Raw genomic sequence first — 17,183 nt, 5'->3', positions numbered from 1 at the left:
GCCTCAGGTCTTCTTCTTGAAGAGGCCGGAGAAGATCGACTTGCCTTCGCCCCTGCCCTTGCCGGGCGCGGCCGGCAAGGGCAGCTCACGGCGCGACACGATCTGGGCCAGGGTCTGGAAGGCCTCTGCGGACTTCGACCGGGCTCCGGCGTCAAGGACCATCTGGCCGTTGTTGGCGGCCGCGCCGAACAGCCTGGCGTCGAACGGGATCGACAGGCAGGGGTGGATGCCAAGGGCGGCCCCGAAATCCTTGGCCGGAATCTCCGGACGGCCCGGCACGCCGACCTGGTTCAGCACCAGGCGAGGGGGCGCGTCGTTGGGGCGGCCCGAACGGATCAGATCGATCATGTTCTTGGCATTGCGCAAGGACGCCAGATCGGGCGTGGCGACCACCACCACCTCGTCGGCCGAGATCAGGGTCTTGCGCATCCAGCCGGACCACAGGTGGGGTAGATCCAGCACAACGAACGGGGCGGTCCCCCGGATCTGGGTCGTGACCTCCTCGAAGGCGTCGGCATGGATTTCCCAGTCGTTGTCCAGGGTCGCAGGCGCGGCGAAAAGGCTCAGCTTGTCTGTGCAGCGGACCATCATCCGGTCCAGCAGGACGGGATCGAGCCGGCCGGGCTGTCCGAGGGCGTCGGCCACGCCGTTCAGCGGATCCTGATTGAAGTCAAGGCCTGCCGTGCCGAAGGGCAGGTCGTAGTCGACGATGACGGTATTGGCCCCGATCTTCTCGGATATCGCATAGGCGGTGTTGTGCGCCACCGAGGACGATCCTGCCCCGCCGCGCGCACCGACAAAAGCGATGGAACGGCCGATGAAGGGTTGGGCCGGATCGGAAAACAGTCCACCGATGGCCGCGATCAGCTGCAGCGGCTGGACCGGGGCGACCATGTATTCGCTGACGCCGCGCTTCATCAGCTCGCGGAACAGGATGATGTCGTTGGTGGCCCCGATGACGACCACCTTGGTGCCGGCATCGCAGCATTCGGCCAGGCGATCGACCTGCAGGAGCAGGCTCTGGGGATCCTGCAGGCATTCGACGATGATCAGCGGCGGCGTCGGCTCGTGGCCGTAAGCCTCGACAGCGGCGGGAATGCCGCCGATGCGGACCTGCGTCGTGGCGCGCGACATGCGCCGATCCTGGCCCGCACGCGCCGCTGCGGCCAGCGTGTCCTGGCGCTCCCCGAAGACGTGGATGGCGATACGCGGAACATTGACTTCTGCGGTCATGGCGGCCGCGCCGGGAGCCAGGGCCATGGAGGCTTCTGCCACGAGGTCGCCCACCGGATTGTAGCTCGCCGTCGGCAGACCGCCCGGGCCGGCGGCCATCGGAGCACCCGGGTGCGCCATCACCATGCCGGTGGTCGGTTTCGGCACCATGCCGGGGGGCATTGCAAACTGATGCTGCTGCCGCGGATCGCCTCTCACGGCAGGGTTCACTGCGGCGAAGTCGAGGTCGGCATCGAAGTCTTCATCTATGGCGTCGAAGGCGCGGGGGGCGAAGGCGTTGCTCATGATCGCTCAGTTCACCGCGCTCGAAACTTGCGCCTGGGTCAGGAGCGCTTCCCGCTCGGCGGCGGTCGGTGCGCCCTGACGATAATGATCGAACACCACCGCCCGGCGGCCCGCATCGACCGGCGTCATGGCTCGCGGCTGAACGATATCGCGCGGATTGGCGATCTGGGCGGCCAGATTGGCGTTCACCGCGCATCCGAAGTTGCCATAGCCTGCGTTCGAACCGGTCCGCGTCAGGTTGGTCCAGTGGGTCCCGCACTGCGGCACGACGGCCCGAACCGAATCGAATCCGACAAGGACGGGCGCGCGCGGGTCCGGGGCGACATAGGTCACGACCTGGACCTGATACGAAGACACGCCCGAAGCTTCCAGCGCGCCCTTGATCCGCGAGGCCATCTCGCTGGCGGCCGGATCATCGCCCGAAGGGGCCTCTATCCGAAGGACCGGGGCGCCCTCGGCATGGAAGCGACCGGCGATGTCCTGCAGCGCCCGGGTCTGGTTGGCCGACAGGCCGGTGTCGTGCACGGCCAGGGCGACGCGCTCGATCCCCGGCTCGACCTGCAGGCTGAAGCGCGACGCCGGGTTCAGGGGTGTCGGGTCCTGACCTTCGGCGGGCAGGCCGGCGCAGCCGGTCAGGATCAGGGCTCCGGAAGCGACGATAAGGGAACGGATCATGGGTGCGCTCACTCGATCACATAGCCGACGGGGCCCTGCCAACCGGCCGAGGCGGTGTCGGTCGGGGCTGGAGAGCCATAGGCCTGGTTCAACTGGCCAAAGAAGATGGTCTGGGCGTCGGTCGCGATCCGCAGGCCGTCGGCGGGCGTCTGCATCCGGTCCGGCGAGGTCGGGCTGACGATGTAGGGCTCGACGATCACCACCAGCTCGGTCTCGCCCGACAGATAGTCGCGCGACCGGAACAGCTGGCCCAGCACTGGCAGGCCGCCAAGGCCGGGCAGGGAATCGATCGCCTGGCGGGTGGATTCCTGCAGCAGACCCGCGATCATCATGGATCCGCCGGACGGGATCTCGACCGTGTTCTGGACCCGGCGCACATTGAGGCCGGCGATGTTCAGCGACGAGGCCGTCCCCGCCCCCAGGGTAATGCCGCCCGTCTGGGTCAGCTCGGACACCTCGGTCGAGATCTGCAGGCTGATGCGGCCCTGGGACAGGACGACGGGGCGAAAGGCCAGGCTGATGCCGTAGGGCTTGAACTCGATGGTGACGTTGCCGTCGCGGTCGCGACCGGTCGGAACCGGATACTCGCCGCCCGCCAGGAAGGTGGCGCTCTCGCCATTGACCGACGTCAGGTTGGGCTCGGCCAGGGTGCGGATCAGCCCGACCCGCTCGAACGCCTTGATCGTCGCATTGCCGCGGTTCAGCTCGTTGGAACCCGGACCCGTTCCAGGCTGGGCCGTATCCCAGTTCGCTGCGTCCTCGGGGCCGTTGACGGCGAACGGGCAAAGCGAATCGGCTGGAAAGCCGGGCCCGCAGGGTCTCTCGAGCTGGAAGTTCCGGGTCGTGTCGCGTGAAACGCCCGCACTGATGCCGCCGAGAAGGCTGCCATTGACGCCGAAGCCGGGGACCTGGCTCAGAAGGAACTGGGTATCGCCGACCTGGCCGAGCGCGGCCGCGGTATCGAAGCCCAGCTGTTTGATGGCGTTGCGCTGCACCTCGATGACGCGGACCTTCAGCGTCACCTGATCGGACCCGGCGATGCTCAGCATATTCAGCACCTTTTCGGGTGCCGAGACGAAGGCGCGGGCGACCTGGGCGACCTGTTCGGACTGCGCGGCGCTGGTCACCAGGCCGGTCAGGACGATGCTGTCGTTGACGGCCTCGGCGCGAACCTGGGCTCCCGGAGCGACGCGGCTGAGGGTGTCCTGCAGGGCGGCCACCCCCGCGTCGACGCGGACCCGCAGCGTCAGGATCGACCGACCGGCGGCGTCAAGAAAGACGGCGTCCGTCTCGCCCGGCGCGATGCCGATGACGGTGATGCGGCGTGGCGAATGCACATTGGCCTCGGCCACGGCCGGGTTGGACACGATGACGTCGCGCGCATCGGTCGGCAGGTCGACGGCGAAGGACGTCCCGCGTGGCAGATTGATCAGGCGCGGGCCGGATCCGGCGGCCACGGTCCGGGTGCTCCCATCGTCCTGGGCCAGCACGGCTGAAGGCAGGGTCACGGGTGCCGTGGCCATCAGGGCAGCGGTGGCCATGGCGACGATGCGGGTCAGGGTCGAGGTCATCGGGCGCGCGCTCATGGGACTTTGACCACCTCGGGCTCTCCGCCCCGGAAGACGCGGATCGCGCTCGACCGTTCGGAGGTGAGGGACGTCGGGGCGACACGCCCGGACGGCCCGGAAGTGTCCGCATAGGACCGGAGCACCAGTGACAGGGTGCCGGCCGCCTTTGCCAGGGCCACGACCTCGGCATCCTGGGGCGCGACCTCCAGGGTGGCGGTCGCGCCGACGACGGCCTGCTGATCGTCGCCCGCCCGTGTGGACTGGTCGATGGCCAGGACCTTGACGTTCTGCATGACGATGCGGCTGGCGAAGTTGGCCCCGCCCTCCTTGTCATCGTCTCCGCCCTGTCGCTCGACGGTGACGATCACATCGACCCGGTCGCCGGGCAGGATGAATCCGCCCGCCGCGCTCTCGACCGAGACGCCGATGGCCATGGCACGCATGCCGGGTTCCAGATAGGCCGCCATATAGCCGCTGTCGCCGGCGCGCACGATCTTGCGTGCGACGATGGGTTCTCCGGCCAGAATGGTTTCACGCACGACCGAGCCGAAATAGTCAGCCTTGGCCCCGCCGGTCGCCAGATCGCTGGCCGCGCGCGAGACGCGGGCCATGGCGCTTCCGGCCGTCGCATCGGTCTGTGCCGGTTTGGCCGCATCGCCTTCAGCAGCGGCAGCCGCCGGAGCCGCAATGGAGCCGTCGGTGATGAAGGCGGGGTTGACCTCGTCGACCGGCCAGTCCTTCCAAGCCAGATCGGCATCGACCAGTCGCTGTCCAGGCGCGAGATCCCGCGCGGCGACCAGGACCCTGGCCATGGGGCGGGATGGCGCGGTCGGTGCCGTCGCCGCCGTCGCCACGGCGGTCGGTTCGCCGGAAGGTGAGCCCATGGCACGCACCACGAACGCCAGACCGATGGCGGACACGGCAGCGATGCAGATGACGGCGATGCGGGCGGGTTTCATCCAGGGTCTCCGGCACGGACCCCGCACGCGATTCGAAACGCAGGGGGCTTACCGTTAACGATCATGCCGGGCCGGGGTTAACGCGGACCTAAGCGTCCGGAGGCCCGACCTATCCCGCCGCGTAGGTCAGAAGCAGGGGGCTGGACGGGAAAGCTGCCAGGGCACCGGCGCAGATGGCCACGCCGTAAGGCAGGTCTCCGCGGGGGGCCATCAGGGTGGCGACCCAGCCTGGGGTGGCGTGCGCGGGCAGGACGACGGACTTTCGCGCCGCGATCAGGGCCAGGCACAGCAGGCCGCCGAACAATCCGGTGTAGAGCAGGAACGTGCCGGCACCGCCGAAGCCCAGCCAAAGGCAAGTCGCCGCCATCAACTTGGCGTCGCCGCCGCCGATGATCCGGCCGGCGAACAGGCCCATGCCGACGAGCAGGGCACCGACCGCTACGGCGACGTTCATTCCCACCTCGGCCGGCGACAGGCCGACGGCGAAGGCCGACGGGAAGAAGCCCAGGATGAGCAGACCCGAAATCCAGTTCGGGATCTTCATGGTCGTCAGATCCGACAGCCCCGCGACGATCACAAGGGCGGGCAGCACGCTGAGCAGCAGGAGGGTGAGACTGTCCATGACCATCACCCTAGCGACAACGGGTTAAGCCACGGTTTTCGCGACGGCGAGTGAAGCCCGAAACGACAAAGCGCCGGAGCGATGTCCCGCTCTGGCTCCCGGCCACAAGACCGTTTTGATCCGGTCTTACCCATGCATTCCGTCTTCGAGCCTGGAGAAGGTGCCGGTGATCTTGTTGCCGAGTCCTTGGACCGCGCTGAGGATGACGACGGCGATCAGGGCCGCGATCAGACCGTATTCGATGGCCGTGGCACCCGATTCGTCTTGAACGAACCTGGTGATGAACTTGGTCATGACGGCCTTCTTCCTTGAATGATGGGCAGGCGAGCGAGGCGTCTGGAGGTCCCTGGTTCGACCTCAATCACAGAGTCATCCTCGTTCAAGCCCGTTAAGGTTACGTCGGAAAACCTGGTTACTGACTTGGTGACGATCTCCGGGTGTAAAATGACTAGGGGCCGGAGCGGTTTCCCGCTCCGGCCCCAGGCGACAAGACCTTTCTGGTCCGGTCTTACGCCGGCATCGCGTCGCCCACCTTGGTGAAGGCGCTGCTGACCTTGGTGCCGAGCGTGGTGACCGCGCCGATGATGACGACGGCGATCAGGGCTGCGATCAGGCCGTATTCGATGGCCGTGGCGCCCGATTCGTCTTGAGCGAACCTGGTGATGAACTTGGTCATGATGGTCTTTCTCCTGGAATGATGGTCAGGCGAGCGAGGCTTCTGGAGGTCCTTGATCGGCCTCCGTCACAGGATCATCATCGGTCGAGCCCGTTAAGGTAGCGTCAGAGAATCTGATTACCGCTCTGGTAATGATCCCAGGGCGCAAAACGGCAAAGGGCCGGAGCGGTTTCCCGCTCCGGCCCCAGGCGACAAGACCTTTCTGGTCCGGTCTTACGCCGGCATCGCGTTGCCCACCTTGGTGAAGGCGCTGCTGACCTTGGTGCCGAGCGTGGTGACCGCGCCGATGATGACGACGGCGATCAGGGCTGCGATCAGGCCGTACTCGATGGCCGTGGCGCCCGACTCGTCTTGAGCGAACTTGGTGATGAACTTGGTCATGATGGTCTTCCCTTTGCAAAATCTGTTAAGCGAGCGACACTGGCTGGAGGTTCCGGTCGCCCGCTTGACCTCCAAACACAGGAGCATAATGCCACTCACCAGTTAAGGGCTGGTCAGAAGGCATGGTTACGTGAATATTTACATCGAAAGCCCGTCCAGAGACGTCAGGAGCCAGTTTTTTGTGGTGCTCATGACTATATATTCTGACCATCGATCACTCGGACTATTTTATGGATGTTAACCAGAATGACTCAAGTCCTGCCGCAGGAGTTTGATTTCAGACTTTCTTGAGGTTTCCCGGCCATCGTGCGCCCGCGACGCCCGTGTGCGCGTCGATCTTCGGAGTGTCGCTCATGGCAGGTCGTCCATTTTGCCCCGCCGTACGCCCGGCTGCTGTGCTCGCGGGTGTCATGTGCCTGTTCGCTGCGGGTGTTGCTCACGCACAGTCCCTGAATGTCGGGATCGACCGATCGGCGCGCGTGGCGCTGCGCGGGGCGGCGTCCTCCGTCATCGTCGGCAACCCCGCGATCGCGGATGTGACGGTCGTCGACGCCAACACCCTGTTCGTTACGGGCAAGGGCTATGGCGTGACCGAGGTCGTCGCCTTGGATGGCCTGGGCCGCACGATCTATCAGGGCGAGGTCGTGGTTACGGGCGACTCGACAGGATCGATTCGCGTCTGGCGTGGGGCGCAGGCGACGGAGATGGCCTGCGCGGCCTCCTGTTCGGCCAGTATTCGCAACGCCGCCGCGCCTACCGCTACCCCCTGATGGCCATGCGTCCCGACCTGCTGACAGCTGTGCGAAGGACCGACCGGCGACGCCCCCCGCGTTCAGGGGTCGCAGCGGTCGAGTTCGCCATGGTCGCCCTGCCGTTCTTCTTCCTGATCTTTGCTGTGATGCAGCTGGGTCTGTTGTTCCTTGTTGATGCCATCCTCGAAAACGCGACGCTTCAGGCCGGGCGTCTGATCCGGACGGGAGAGGCCGCGACCCGAAACCTCAGTGCTGGACAGTTCAAGGCCGAGCTGTGTTCGAAGATGAGCGTGTTCGCGAGCGAGTGCAGCAGCCGCGCCACGGTCGAGGTTCGGGAAATCGCCCAATTCCGCAACCAGACCCTGCCCGATCCGGTCGTCAACGGCGAGCTACCCACGTCACCGCCCTATACCAATGGCACGACCAGCAGCCTTATCCTGATCCGTGTCTGGTACAGACAGCCCTTGATCGCCCCCACGATGTTCCAGGCCATGTCGAGGCTGTCGTCCGGCGATACCGTGCTGTCGGCCACCACGGCCTTCCGTAGCGAGCCCTACTGATGACCGCGCTGAAGACGTTCATCGCCAGGTTCCTGCACGACCAGAGGGGCGTGTCGGCTGTCGAGTTCGCCCTGATCGCGCCGGTCATGATCACCCTCTATTTCGCCAGCTCGGAGTTCTGCCAGGCCTTTATGGTGCAGAGGCGCATGGACCATGCGACCTCCCAGATCGCCGACATCACTTCCCAGGACGACGTGGTCACCCGGGACGAACTCGACGACACCTTTGCAGTCGCCTATCTGATCATGTCACCCTTTCCGACAGCACCGCTGAAGATGCGGGTGTCCGGCGTGACCCGGGACTCGAACGGCGTGGCCAAGATCGACTGGAGTCGGGGGTCTGGCCTGACAGCCCGGAGCACCGGCTCGGTCGTCACCGTACCGGTCGGCATGATCGCCAATGGTGAAAGCGTGGTCCTGAGCGAGTCGGCCTACGACTACTTGTCGCCGCTCGGTTACGTGCTGCCCAATCTGGTCCGGTTCCGCCGGACCCTCTACCTGCGGCCCCGTCTGGAGGACAAGGTGATCTGCAGCAACTGCTGATCGGTCAGGGACCGATCAGAGCGCGTCGGATGGCCATGATCTTGATGTCCGTTTCAGCACATTCCGCATCGGGATCGCTGTCCGCGACGATCCCGGCACCGGCCAGGGTCCGGAACCGCCAACCCTCCCCGTCACGCCAGAACGATGCGGTCCGGATCAGCACGGAGGCCGTCATCCGCGCCCGGTCATCGAGCAGGAACAGGGATCCGCACCAGGGACCGCGCGGCGGTTCGTGATCGGCGATGACCTTCATCGCCTGATGTTTCGGTGCCCCCGTGATCGACCCGGGCGGGAAGGTGGCCTCCAGAATGTCGGCCGGGCCGGCGCCCTCGGTGGCGGTCGACACGACGGTCGATACGAGGTGGTGCACGGTCGCGAAGCTCTCCAGCATCAGCAGTCGCTCCACGATGACCGAGCCGGGCTCGGAGACCCGCGCCAGATCGTTGCGCATCAGATCGACGATCATCAGGTTTTCGGCCCGGTCCTTGGCGCTGGCCACCAGGTCGGCTGCGTTGGCGGCGTCCTGGTTGGGATCAACGTCCCGGGCGCGCGTTCCCTTGATGGGCCGGGTCTCGAGGCGACGGTCTGCGGGATCGAAGGTCAGGAAAAGCTCCGGCGAATTGGAGACCAGGACCCGATCCCCCAACTGCCAGAAGGCCCCGTATGGTGCGGCCCCCTGCGCCAGCCGCAGGAAGACGTCGAAGGGATCGGCGTCGTCACGCAACCGCCCCCCCCAGGCGCGCGCGATATTGGCCTGGAACAGCTCTCCGGCCGCGATCCGGGCCACGACGTCGGCGACCGCCGACGTATAGGATGTCTCCGAAGTCTCGCCGTCGAACTCTCCGGCCGGCGCGGCAGGTCGCGGGGCGGCCTTGCTCCGGGCGATCCACCCCGCCGCGCGCCTGGCCTGGGCTTCCGCGTCCGGGCCCGTGCCGATGGCCTGGATCGTCCGGCTGGGATGATGAAACCGAAGCAGGGCCGGATAGCGGGCCAGCATCAGGTCGGGCCAGTCTCCGGCCGCCGGCTCCCGGGGGCCTGTCGCAGGCCTGGCACCGGCATCGTAGGCGGCCAGGCCAACCACCTGGCGTTCAAGGCCGGCCTGTCGAAGCGCTATGAACGGGTCGTGGTGGTCCAACGGGCCAGCCTGGACGACATCGGGGTCCGCGCCCACCCAGGACACGCGCCCGTTCGGCCCGCCGTCCGACAGCAGACACAGGGCCCCCTCCTGCCCGGCAATCCCGGCCGCGACCTCCAGCGGCGGTGTCCACGCCAGGGTCAGGGCGAAGCGGTTCGGGCTCACGCCACCAGCCGTTCCTGGATCCGGGCCCGCAACCTGTCGTCCACCCCCAGCGCCTGTTCGAGATAGGCGTCGATCGAGCCATGACGCGCCTCGATCGCCGCGATCGCGGCATCCAGATAGGCCTCTTCCACCCCCATGAAGGCCACCACCGCGTCGTGCGAGGCCGTGCGGCCAGTGAAACCCTTCAGCTGTTCCGCGATGGCCGGGGCGCGACCTGCAAGGTCCACGGCCACATTGGTCAGCAGATAGTCCTCGATCAGGTCGTCGCGGCTGACGCCCAGCAGGTGGTGGGTCAGGGCGGCCAGCATGCCCGTCCGGTCCTTGCCGGCGGCACAGTGGATCAGGACCGGTCGATCCGACTCGCCCAGAGCGCGGAAATAGCGGGCGAACAGGTCGATGTGGGCGGGGGCGAAGGGCAGCTGACGATAGGTCCCGGTCATGAATCGACGGCCCGACTCGGGCGTCAGGTCGGCGGTCTTCAGGAAGGTGATGTGCGGTGCCTCTCCCGCCTCGTCCAGATCGCTCTCGAACACCTGACCCGAGAAGCCTGCGGGGCGTCTGGAGGGCTGGCGACGTCGTTCGACCGGCCGGCGCAGATCCACAACCGTGCCGATGTCCAGAGCCGCGAGCCGCGCCAGATCCGCTTCCGAGACCGAGGCCTGGTGCGCCGACCGGAACAAATGCCCGGTCTTCAGGGCCCGGCCCGCGGCGGTGTCATAGCCACCGTAGTCGCGGAAGTTGTCGAGGGCGTCGAAGGCGTGGATGCGGGAGGTCATGGCCTCCCTATAGAACGGGCACGGGCGCGTGCGACAGGGGGCCTAACCGCGCGGTGTCACCAGACCGGCCATGGCGTCCAGATAGGCGACGAAGGCCCTTCGCCCGTCCTCGGTCATCGAGGCTTCGGTCAGGGGCTTTCGCCCGACGAACCGCTTGGTCACCGCGACGAAGCCGGCTTCCTCGAGCTTGCGCAAATGGACCGACAGATTGCCGTCCGTGGTCTGAAGGCGGGCCTTCAGGGTGCCGAAGTCGGCGCTTTCCGCTCCGGACAGGGCCGCCATGATGCCGAGCCGGACCCGTCCGTGAATCACGTCGTCGATCCGGCCGATATCGAAATCGTCGGCCATGCTCAGCCCCGCTTCGCGACGCGCATCAGCAGATAGCCGGGCAGCGCCATCAGCAAGAACAGGGCGGCGGCGTAACCGAGATACAGGCTGGCGTCTCCCGTCAGGGCAGCCAGCGCCGCAGCCGCGACGAAGGACCCAAGGCTCAGCCACCACAGGCGGCCGTTACCATACAGGCTCGCCGTCACCGCCCAGCCGAGAGCGTAGAAGACCATGATGATGGACGGGACCAACCACAAGGCACCTATGTCCACGCCGTCGCCCATCCGGGCATCCTTGATGGCCATGCAGGCGAACAGGACGAAGATCGACCAGCCGACGCAGCCCCAGACCGTACTGACCACCCGATTGGCGGTCGTTGTGACCCCGGCCGTGCGCCTCATTCGCCAGATCAGGATCGGCAGGGTTGCGAGAAAGAGCACCGTCGCAACCAACCACTGGACGCCATTTCCGGTCAGGTCGCGGGACACCAACCCGGTGAGGGACGCCCATTGCAGGAGACTGCCCGCGCCGTAGATGAGGCCGGCAGAAACCATGACCGAGCCCCCTCGATAGGGTGTCCGGGCGTTCTCGGCGGCGAGGGTTCTCAGCCATGCGATGTCGGCGGTGTCGTTGTGGGGTTCGGTCATGCTCAGGGTTCCGTATGCGATTCGGGGTCAGCGTGCGCGGCCGAGGGCCAGGACGAGACCAGGGATCAGGGTGAAGGCGATCAGTCCGCAGGCATAAGCCAGGTACTGCGTCGGCGTGCCGACCAGCACCGCAACACCGCCCGCTGCCGCTGCAGTGGTGACACCGAGGGTGCCCATCCAGGCTGCGCCGCCTCGCATGGAGGCGACCAGCCAGGCGATGGCGTAGACGCCCAGACCGATCGGCGACATCCACATCATCAGGGACCAGTCATGCAGCGCGGCCGACAGGGCGGCCAGAGACAGGGCTGCCCCGATCTGAAGCAGGATCGCCCCGCGCGACCATCCGGCGGCGCGGACGGCTGCAGGCCCTCCGGAGCTCCGGAGTCGGCGCAGGATGACGATGAACAGGGTGACGGCCAGCGGCCAGCTCAGGGACAGCATCGCAGGATGCAGATGCAGGGCGCCGCTCATCACGCTCCACTGGAACAGGTTGGCCAGGCCGAAGAGGGTTCCGGCAGCGACAAGATTGCGGCCCGCAGCGACCGCCAGGGTCGGATCGGACCGTGAGGGCCCGGCGAAGGCGAGTGTGACGGTGGTCATCGGTGTGCTCCCAACTGTGGAGACTCAAATGCCCCAAATACTTTGCATTGTAAAGTGCTTTTCCACAAGCGACTTCACAAGGGCTGCGGGAGGGCTAAACCGGCAGGATGATCCCGACCTATCATCGCATCGCCTACGAGGGTTTCGCGGTCGCAAACCCGGTCGAGCTGGACCGCATCCTGGCCGTCCTGGCGCAGGCCGGGCTGCCGTCCGGGGCCGTGGCGCTCGATATCGGCGCGGGCGCGGGCGGGGTCTCGGTGGCCATGGCGAAGGCCCATGATCTGACGGTTCATGCCATAGAGCGCGATCCGGCCATGGCGCGCATGATCGCGGACCGCGTCGCGGCCGCCAGTCTGGCGGACCGGGTGCAGGTCGTCGTCGAGAACTCCGCGACCGTTCTGGACCGGCTGTCGCCGGTCGATCTGATCGTCGCGCTGGGAACGACCGAGGCTGCGGGCGAAGGTGTGCGCGATCCCGCGGGAATTCTCCGCGGCCTGACCCGCCATCTGCGGGTGCCGGGATACATCCTGTGGGGCGACCTGTTCTGGAAGGGCGACCCGCCGGCACCCCTGCGCCAGATCATCGGCCTGATCGGCGACTATGCCACCGACGAGGGATGGCGCGCGGCGGGCCGGGAGGCCGGCCTGGACTGTGTCGCCAGCGAGGTCTCGTCAGACGCGGCCTGGGACGCCTTCTTTGGCGGAGCGGATTCGAAGGTTCGCGCCTGGCTGGCGGCGCACCCCGATGCGCCCGAAGCGAACGGCATCCGCGCCCGCGCCGATCAGATACGGACGACCTTCGACTTCGGTCGTCCGTATCTGGGCTTTGGCCTGTATCTGTTTCGCAAGGGTGACTGACAGGCTCACCGGCGCCCGGGGCGCGACGGGCCGATCGCCAGCGTCGCCTTAACGGAAGGGCGGCTCGTCAAAGGCGCGAAGCTTTCTGGAATGCAGGCTGGAGCCTTCCTTGCGCAGCAGGTCGATGGCCTGAATGCCGATCTGCAGGTGCTCGGAGATCGACCCCTCATAGAACCGGTTCGCCTGGCCCGGCAGCTTGATCTCGCCGTGCAGCGGCTTGTCGGAGACGCACAGCAGGGTGCCGTAGGGGACGCGGAACCGGTATCCCTGGGCGGCGATCGTGGCGCTTTCCATATCGATGGCCACGGCGCGCGACTGGTTGAAGCGCAGCGCGGACTTGGAATAGCGCAGTTCCCAGTTCCGGTCGTCGGTGGTCACCACCGTGCCCGTCCGCAGGCGGCGTTTGACCTCTTCGCCCGGCGCGCCGGAGACCAGTTTTGCGGCGTCATAGAGGGCGCGCTGGACCTCGGCGATCGAGGGGATCGGAATGTCCGGCGGCAGCACGGCGTCCAGCACATGGTCGTCCCGCAGATAGGCGTGGGCCAGGACATAGTCGCCGATGGTTTGCGAGGGTCGCAGGCCGCCGCAGTGTCCGATCATCATCCAGGCATGGGGCCGGGTGACGGCCAGGTGATCGCAGATCGTCTTGGCGTTGGATGGGCCGACCCCGATGTTGACCAGGGTGATTCCGTCGTGGCCCGGCGCGGTCAGATGATAGGCGGGCATCTGGTGCTTCTTCCAGGCCGCGTCCATGACCGCCTCGGCGTCCGCCGTTTCGCGCGTGATCATCACGCCGCCGGCACAGGACAGGGTCTCGTAGGGGCTGTCGGGATCCTTCAGCTGGTCGCAGGCCCAGCGGACGAAATCGTCGACATAGCGGTTGTAGTTGGTGAACAGCACATAGGACTGGATGTGCTCGACCGGCGTGCCGGTGTAGTGCCTCAACCGCGCCAGCGAGAAGTCGGTCCGCAGTCCGTCGAACTGCGACAGGGGAAAGTCCTGGTCCAGGGCGAACAGGCCGTCGGAGATCTCGTCGCCGATATGGGCGAGATCGGTGGTCGGAAAGTAGCGCGCGATCGCCGCCGTCTGCGACGGGTCCAGCACGACGTCCGAGCCGTCCAGCACATAGGGGAAGGGAATTTCCTGTTCCGACGGACCGACCTCGAACGTGGCGCCATAGTCCTCCTGCAGCAGGGTCAGCTGCTCCATCAGATAGGGGCGGAACAGGTCCGGCCGGGTGACGGTGGTGGAATAGATGCCCTGCCGCGACATCCGGGCATAGGACCGGATCGGCAGCTGGCTCGGGCGGTCGCCGAACCAGCTGACCTTCAGCGAGGGATAGGAGAACAGGCCCCTGGCGCGGGCATCGGGATCCGCGCGCTCGCCCGTGGCAAGGAAGGTCCGCACGGCCTCGCGCAGCGCGGCGACGGATCGGGAGTAGAGGGTTTCGAGGCGATCCAGCGCCTCGGGCGCCGACAGCGCCCCGGTCATGTGTTCTGTCATGACCTCCTCTAGCGGACGATCGTGACCTTGGCGAGACAGCCTGGTCTATGGGGGCTACCGCTCGCGACGCGGTCGCTCGCTGCTTGAGCCCGGCCTATGGGGGCTACCGCTCGGCTCACGGAGTCTCGCTGCTTGAGCCCGGCTCGCGATCGGATCAGCCGAGCTCGCGATGGAAGAACGCGCTGACGTCGGCCAGGACAGGGGCCTTCCTGCGGAACAGCGGGGCGAAGGTCGCGATCAGGTCCGCGTGGTTCAGGCCGGGATAAAGCTTCGCCTCGCTGCGTCCGCCCAGCCGGCGCATCTTCGCGTCCAGCAGGATGGTATCCTCGTCATGCACGACGACGTCGGCCGTCCCGTGACCCAGCCAGAGCGGCGGCGCGTCCGCGCGAGCATAGGTCAGGGGCTGGGTCTGGCGCGGGGTGGGCCACTGGCCGAAGGCGTTGATCGATGCCGGCACGTCGAACGGCAGGAAGTCATAGGGGCCCGCCAGCCCGGCCGCGGCCCGGATCAGGTCCGGCTGGCCGATATCCGCCAGATAACGGGCATCCAGCGTGATCATCATGGCCAGATGCGCCCCGGCCGAATGGCCCAGCACGCCCAGCCGCGCCGGATCGCCGCCGCAGGTCGCCGCCACCTCTGCGACCTTCGCGGTCGCGGCGGCTGCGTCCTCGACGAAGGTCGGAAAATGGACCTCGGGCACCAGTCTGTAGTCGGGCAGGGCCACGACGAAACCCCGGGCCGCCAAGGCCTGGGCCGCCCAGCCATAGACATCCTTCGATCCCGAATCCCAGCCGCCCCCGTAGAATAGCACCAGGACGGGTCGCCGTGCCCCGGCCGGTGCCGTTGGAGCAAAAACGTCGAACGTCTGACGCGGGTCCTCGCCATAGGCGACGTCGCGTGCGACGCGACGCACGCCGGGGTCGCGGGGGCCAATGGCGTTCAGCACGGCCAGGGGGCTGAAGGCCGCAGCCACGGAGGCGAGGAACGCACCGAGCGCGGGAACGAGAAGGCCTCTGCGGGTCATGGGTCTCTGGTGAATCGGGAGAGTATTGCCGTCAGATACGCGCAAACGCCGGATTTGGCGCATCGAAGCGTCTGCGACCCGATCAGCATGCAATGGCGATCAGAGTGCCGCAGCTCGCGTCTCTGGTCAGACCGGGGTCGACGACGGCGAACAGGGCCGCCACGCCCGGGACCAGGAGTTTTTTTGATCCGAAGTCGGCGTAATTGTCTTATTTTCTTTACAGACGCGAAAAGTGGCGCATTATTGCTCCGAACCCTGACATCTTTCAGGCACGGGAGGAGCCCGCCATGAACCGTTTCGCCGCCCTGTCCACCCTCATCGCCCTCGCCGCATCGGCGTCCGCACCGGCCTTCGCCGAACAGGCCATGCCGGCCGCCGCGCCCGCAGGGGCCCAGCGTGTCGTCATGCTGTGCGATTCCAGCGTGGCCACACGCGCCGCCTATCGCCGCGACTTCGGGTCTCGCCCGGTCTTCGTGACCGCCGAACAGGCCCTGCGCGCCCGCGCCACGGGCGAAGTCTGGGCGACGCCACGCTGCATGACCGCCCGCGAGCACGCAAGGCTGACCCAGACGCTGAACAGCTACGCCGCCGTTCGCTAGGGCGAACTATCCCTGGGCGCTGCGGATCGCCGCGGCGCCCGCCGGGGGGGCGATCACGACCGCGAACAGGACGTAGGCCGCCAGCAGGGCCAGGGCCGACATCGGGCTGATGCCCGCCGCCGCCCGATCCAGTGCGCCCGATCCGAACACGACCGGCGGGATGAACAGCGGCAGGACGACGACCGCAATCAGCAACCCTCCACGTCTGGCCCCAAGCGCCAGGGCGGCCCCGAGCGCGCCGGTGAAGGCGAACCCCAGTCCCCCGATCAGGGCCGACACGGCCGTCAACGGGGCCAGCTCGACCGACTGGCCGAGGGCCAGGGCGGCGATGGGTGCTGTCAGGGCCAGCGGCAGCCCCGTAGCCAGCCACTGGCTGACGGCCTTGACGGCGAACACGACCTCGAGCGGCACCGGCCCGGTCGCCAGCAGATCCAGCGCCCCGTCCTCCAGATCGCGCTCGAACAGCCGTTCGAGGGACAGGAGGCTCGACAGGGCCAGCGCCAGCCAGGCGATGCCCGCCGCGACCGGTTTCAGCACCGCCGGATCGCCGCCCGCCGCGAGGGGAACGACGGTCGTCAGACAGGCGAAGAAGCCACAGGCCAGCAACGGCCCTCCCCCTCCGCCCCAGGCCAGGGCCAGCTCGCGCCGGAACAGGACGCCGACGGCGCTCACGACCGTGCCCCGAGATCGAAGCCACGCGTCGGGATCGGCAGGGGGTCATGCACCGCCGCCACGATCAGACCTCCGGCGGCCAGATGTCGGGCCATCATCGCACCGACGACCGCGCGCCATCCGGAATCCAGCGGCGACAATGGCTCGTCCAGGAGCCAGAGTGCGCGGGGCGAACCGATCAGACGGGCCAGAGCCAGACGGCGTCGCTGGCCTGCGGACAGCTTGCGCACCTCCAGATCGAGCAGGGGTTTCAGCCGCAGGATCTCGATGGCGTCGTCGATGCCGTCGTGGCTGCGACCCAGCCACTGAGACTGGAACATCAGTTCCTCGCGAGCGACGCGGCCACCCTTCAGCCCGTCGAGGTGGCCCAGCATATGGACCTCGTGCGCCCGGGCCTCGGACGCTTCGATGGCGTTGGCATCGGCATCGGAAAAGGCGATGGAGCCCGCTTCCGGTCGCAGGAAGCCTGCGATGGCCCGCAGCAGGCTCGTCTTGCCCGCCCCGTTCGCACCCGTAAGGGCGATCGCGTCGCCTGTCTTCAGGTCAAGGTCCAGGTCCCTGAACAGGGTCCGCTCGCCGCGCGTCAGGGTCAGGCCGGAAATCGTCAGGCCAGCAATCATTGAGC

Annotated in this window: 22 protein-coding genes; 5 read left to right on the top strand and 17 right to left on the bottom strand. The window is 67.2% G+C overall.

Going from position 1 to position 17,183, the window contains the following annotated elements; translation table 11 throughout:
* Nucleotides 1–3: 3 nt before the first annotated feature.
* The 8 genes from HZ989_RS00970 to HZ989_RS00935 form a co-directional block, all read right to left on the bottom strand.
* Nucleotides 4–1,518 (bottom strand): CpaE family protein, encoded by a 1,515-nt coding sequence (locus tag HZ989_RS00970; RefSeq protein ID WP_209321792.1) that lies wholly within the window; start codon nucleotides 1,516–1,518, stop codon nucleotides 4–6.
* Between the two features lie 6 nt (nucleotides 1,519–1,524).
* A complete protein-coding gene (locus tag HZ989_RS00965; RefSeq protein WP_209321791.1) occupies nucleotides 1,525–2,193 on the bottom strand; it encodes a CpaD family pilus assembly protein in 669 nt (222 codons plus the stop codon).
* Nucleotides 2,194–2,201: 8 nt separating this feature from the next.
* Nucleotides 2,202–3,779: a type II and III secretion system protein family protein gene (locus HZ989_RS00960; RefSeq protein ID WP_245162416.1), complete on the bottom strand. Its 1,578-nt coding sequence runs from the start codon at nucleotides 3,777–3,779 to the stop codon at nucleotides 2,202–2,204.
* Nucleotides 3,776–4,720 carry a Flp pilus assembly protein CpaB gene (cpaB, locus tag HZ989_RS00955; protein WP_209321790.1) on the bottom strand — a complete coding sequence of 315 codons (945 nt, stop codon included), beginning with the start codon at nucleotides 4,718–4,720 and terminating at the stop codon, nucleotides 3,776–3,778. The genes HZ989_RS00960 and cpaB overlap by 4 nt, the downstream gene beginning before the upstream one ends.
* 109 nt (nucleotides 4,721–4,829) lie before the next feature.
* On the bottom strand, nucleotides 4,830–5,342 hold the full coding sequence (locus HZ989_RS00950) for a prepilin peptidase (RefSeq protein ID WP_209321789.1): 513 nt from the start codon (nucleotides 5,340–5,342) through the stop codon (nucleotides 4,830–4,832).
* A gap of 126 nt (nucleotides 5,343–5,468) precedes the next feature.
* Nucleotides 5,469–5,636, bottom strand: a complete 168-nt coding sequence (locus HZ989_RS00945; protein WP_209321788.1) for a Flp family type IVb pilin — start codon at nucleotides 5,634–5,636, stop codon at nucleotides 5,469–5,471.
* A gap of 214 nt (nucleotides 5,637–5,850) precedes the next feature.
* Nucleotides 5,851–6,018 (bottom strand): Flp family type IVb pilin, encoded by a 168-nt coding sequence (locus HZ989_RS00940; protein ID WP_209321787.1) that lies wholly within the window; start codon nucleotides 6,016–6,018, stop codon nucleotides 5,851–5,853.
* A 213-nt stretch (nucleotides 6,019–6,231) separates the two neighbouring features.
* The gene (locus HZ989_RS00935; RefSeq protein WP_209321786.1) at nucleotides 6,232–6,399 is read right to left on the bottom strand and encodes a Flp family type IVb pilin; all 168 of its coding nucleotides are present in this window, start codon (nucleotides 6,397–6,399) and stop codon (nucleotides 6,232–6,234) included.
* Nucleotides 6,400–6,752: 353 nt separating this feature from the next.
* Between HZ989_RS00935 and HZ989_RS00930 the strand changes: the two genes are divergently transcribed.
* From HZ989_RS00930 to HZ989_RS00920, 3 genes are read left to right on the top strand one after another with little or no spacing between them, the layout of a single operon-like run.
* Nucleotides 6,753–7,169 carry a pilus assembly protein N-terminal domain-containing protein gene (locus HZ989_RS00930; protein WP_209321785.1) on the top strand — a complete coding sequence of 139 codons (417 nt, stop codon included), beginning with the start codon at nucleotides 6,753–6,755 and terminating at the stop codon, nucleotides 7,167–7,169.
* Entirely contained in the window at nucleotides 7,169–7,711 is a 543-nt protein-coding gene (locus HZ989_RS00925) for a TadE/TadG family type IV pilus assembly protein (RefSeq protein WP_245162415.1), read from the top strand. The genes HZ989_RS00930 and HZ989_RS00925 overlap by 1 nt, the downstream gene beginning before the upstream one ends.
* Nucleotides 7,711–8,253: a TadE/TadG family type IV pilus assembly protein gene (locus tag HZ989_RS00920; protein ID WP_209321784.1), complete on the top strand. Its 543-nt coding sequence runs from the start codon at nucleotides 7,711–7,713 to the stop codon at nucleotides 8,251–8,253. The genes HZ989_RS00925 and HZ989_RS00920 overlap by 1 nt, the downstream gene beginning before the upstream one ends.
* Before the next feature lie 4 nt (nucleotides 8,254–8,257).
* On the opposite strand, the gene HZ989_RS00915 is transcribed toward HZ989_RS00920, so the two are convergent.
* From HZ989_RS00915 to HZ989_RS00895, 5 genes are read right to left on the bottom strand one after another with little or no spacing between them, the layout of a single operon-like run.
* Complete coding sequence (locus HZ989_RS00915; protein ID WP_245162414.1) at nucleotides 8,258–9,553, bottom strand: anthranilate synthase component I family protein; 1,296 nt, start codon at nucleotides 9,551–9,553, stop codon at nucleotides 8,258–8,260.
* Nucleotides 9,550–10,329: a tyrosine-protein phosphatase gene (locus tag HZ989_RS00910; protein ID WP_209321783.1), complete on the bottom strand. Its 780-nt coding sequence runs from the start codon at nucleotides 10,327–10,329 to the stop codon at nucleotides 9,550–9,552. The genes HZ989_RS00915 and HZ989_RS00910 overlap by 4 nt, the downstream gene beginning before the upstream one ends.
* A 42-nt stretch (nucleotides 10,330–10,371) precedes the next feature.
* Complete coding sequence (locus tag HZ989_RS00905) at nucleotides 10,372–10,677, bottom strand: transcriptional regulator (protein ID WP_209321782.1); 306 nt, start codon at nucleotides 10,675–10,677, stop codon at nucleotides 10,372–10,374.
* A 2-nt stretch (nucleotides 10,678–10,679) separates the two neighbouring features.
* On the bottom strand, nucleotides 10,680–11,303 hold the full coding sequence (locus tag HZ989_RS00900; RefSeq protein ID WP_209321781.1) for a hypothetical protein: 624 nt from the start codon (nucleotides 11,301–11,303) through the stop codon (nucleotides 10,680–10,682).
* Nucleotides 11,304–11,330: 27 nt separating this feature from the next.
* Entirely contained in the window at nucleotides 11,331–11,903 is a 573-nt protein-coding gene (locus HZ989_RS00895; RefSeq protein WP_209321780.1) for a hypothetical protein, read from the bottom strand.
* Nucleotides 11,904–12,010: 107 nt separating this feature from the next.
* On the opposite strand from HZ989_RS00895, the gene HZ989_RS00890 reads away from it, so the two are divergent.
* Entirely contained in the window at nucleotides 12,011–12,760 is a 750-nt protein-coding gene (locus tag HZ989_RS00890) for a cyclopropane-fatty-acyl-phospholipid synthase family protein (protein ID WP_209321779.1), read from the top strand.
* Between the two features lie 48 nt (nucleotides 12,761–12,808).
* Here the strand turns inward: HZ989_RS00890 and HZ989_RS00885 are convergent, their stop codons facing one another.
* Nucleotides 12,809–14,251: an AMP nucleosidase gene (locus HZ989_RS00885; protein ID WP_371812991.1), complete on the bottom strand. Its 1,443-nt coding sequence runs from the start codon at nucleotides 14,249–14,251 to the stop codon at nucleotides 12,809–12,811.
* 166 nt (nucleotides 14,252–14,417) lie between these two features.
* Nucleotides 14,418–15,287: an alpha/beta hydrolase gene (locus HZ989_RS00880; protein ID WP_209321777.1), complete on the bottom strand. Its 870-nt coding sequence runs from the start codon at nucleotides 15,285–15,287 to the stop codon at nucleotides 14,418–14,420.
* Nucleotides 15,288–15,574: 287 nt separating this feature from the next.
* Here HZ989_RS00880 and HZ989_RS00875 point away from each other — a divergent pair, with 287 nt between their 5' ends.
* Nucleotides 15,575–15,886, top strand: a complete 312-nt coding sequence (locus HZ989_RS00875; protein ID WP_209321776.1) for a hypothetical protein — start codon at nucleotides 15,575–15,577, stop codon at nucleotides 15,884–15,886.
* A 6-nt stretch (nucleotides 15,887–15,892) separates the two neighbouring features.
* Here the strand turns inward: HZ989_RS00875 and ccmB are convergent, their stop codons facing one another.
* Nucleotides 15,893–16,558, bottom strand: a complete 666-nt coding sequence (gene ccmB, locus HZ989_RS00870) for a heme exporter protein CcmB (protein ID WP_209321775.1) — start codon at nucleotides 16,556–16,558, stop codon at nucleotides 15,893–15,895.
* The gene (gene ccmA / locus HZ989_RS00865) at nucleotides 16,555–17,178 is read right to left on the bottom strand and encodes a heme ABC exporter ATP-binding protein CcmA (protein WP_209321774.1); all 624 of its coding nucleotides are present in this window, start codon (nucleotides 17,176–17,178) and stop codon (nucleotides 16,555–16,557) included. Before ccmA ends, ccmB begins: the two co-directional genes overlap by 4 nt.
* Nucleotides 17,179–17,183: the final 5 nt, after the last annotated feature.

This window comes from Brevundimonas sp. AJA228-03, from assembly GCF_017795885.1.
Classification (GTDB): domain Bacteria; phylum Pseudomonadota; class Alphaproteobacteria; order Caulobacterales; family Caulobacteraceae; genus Brevundimonas.
Note: the sequence above shows the minus strand (reverse complement) of the source record. Positions and strands in the feature narration are given on the sequence as shown.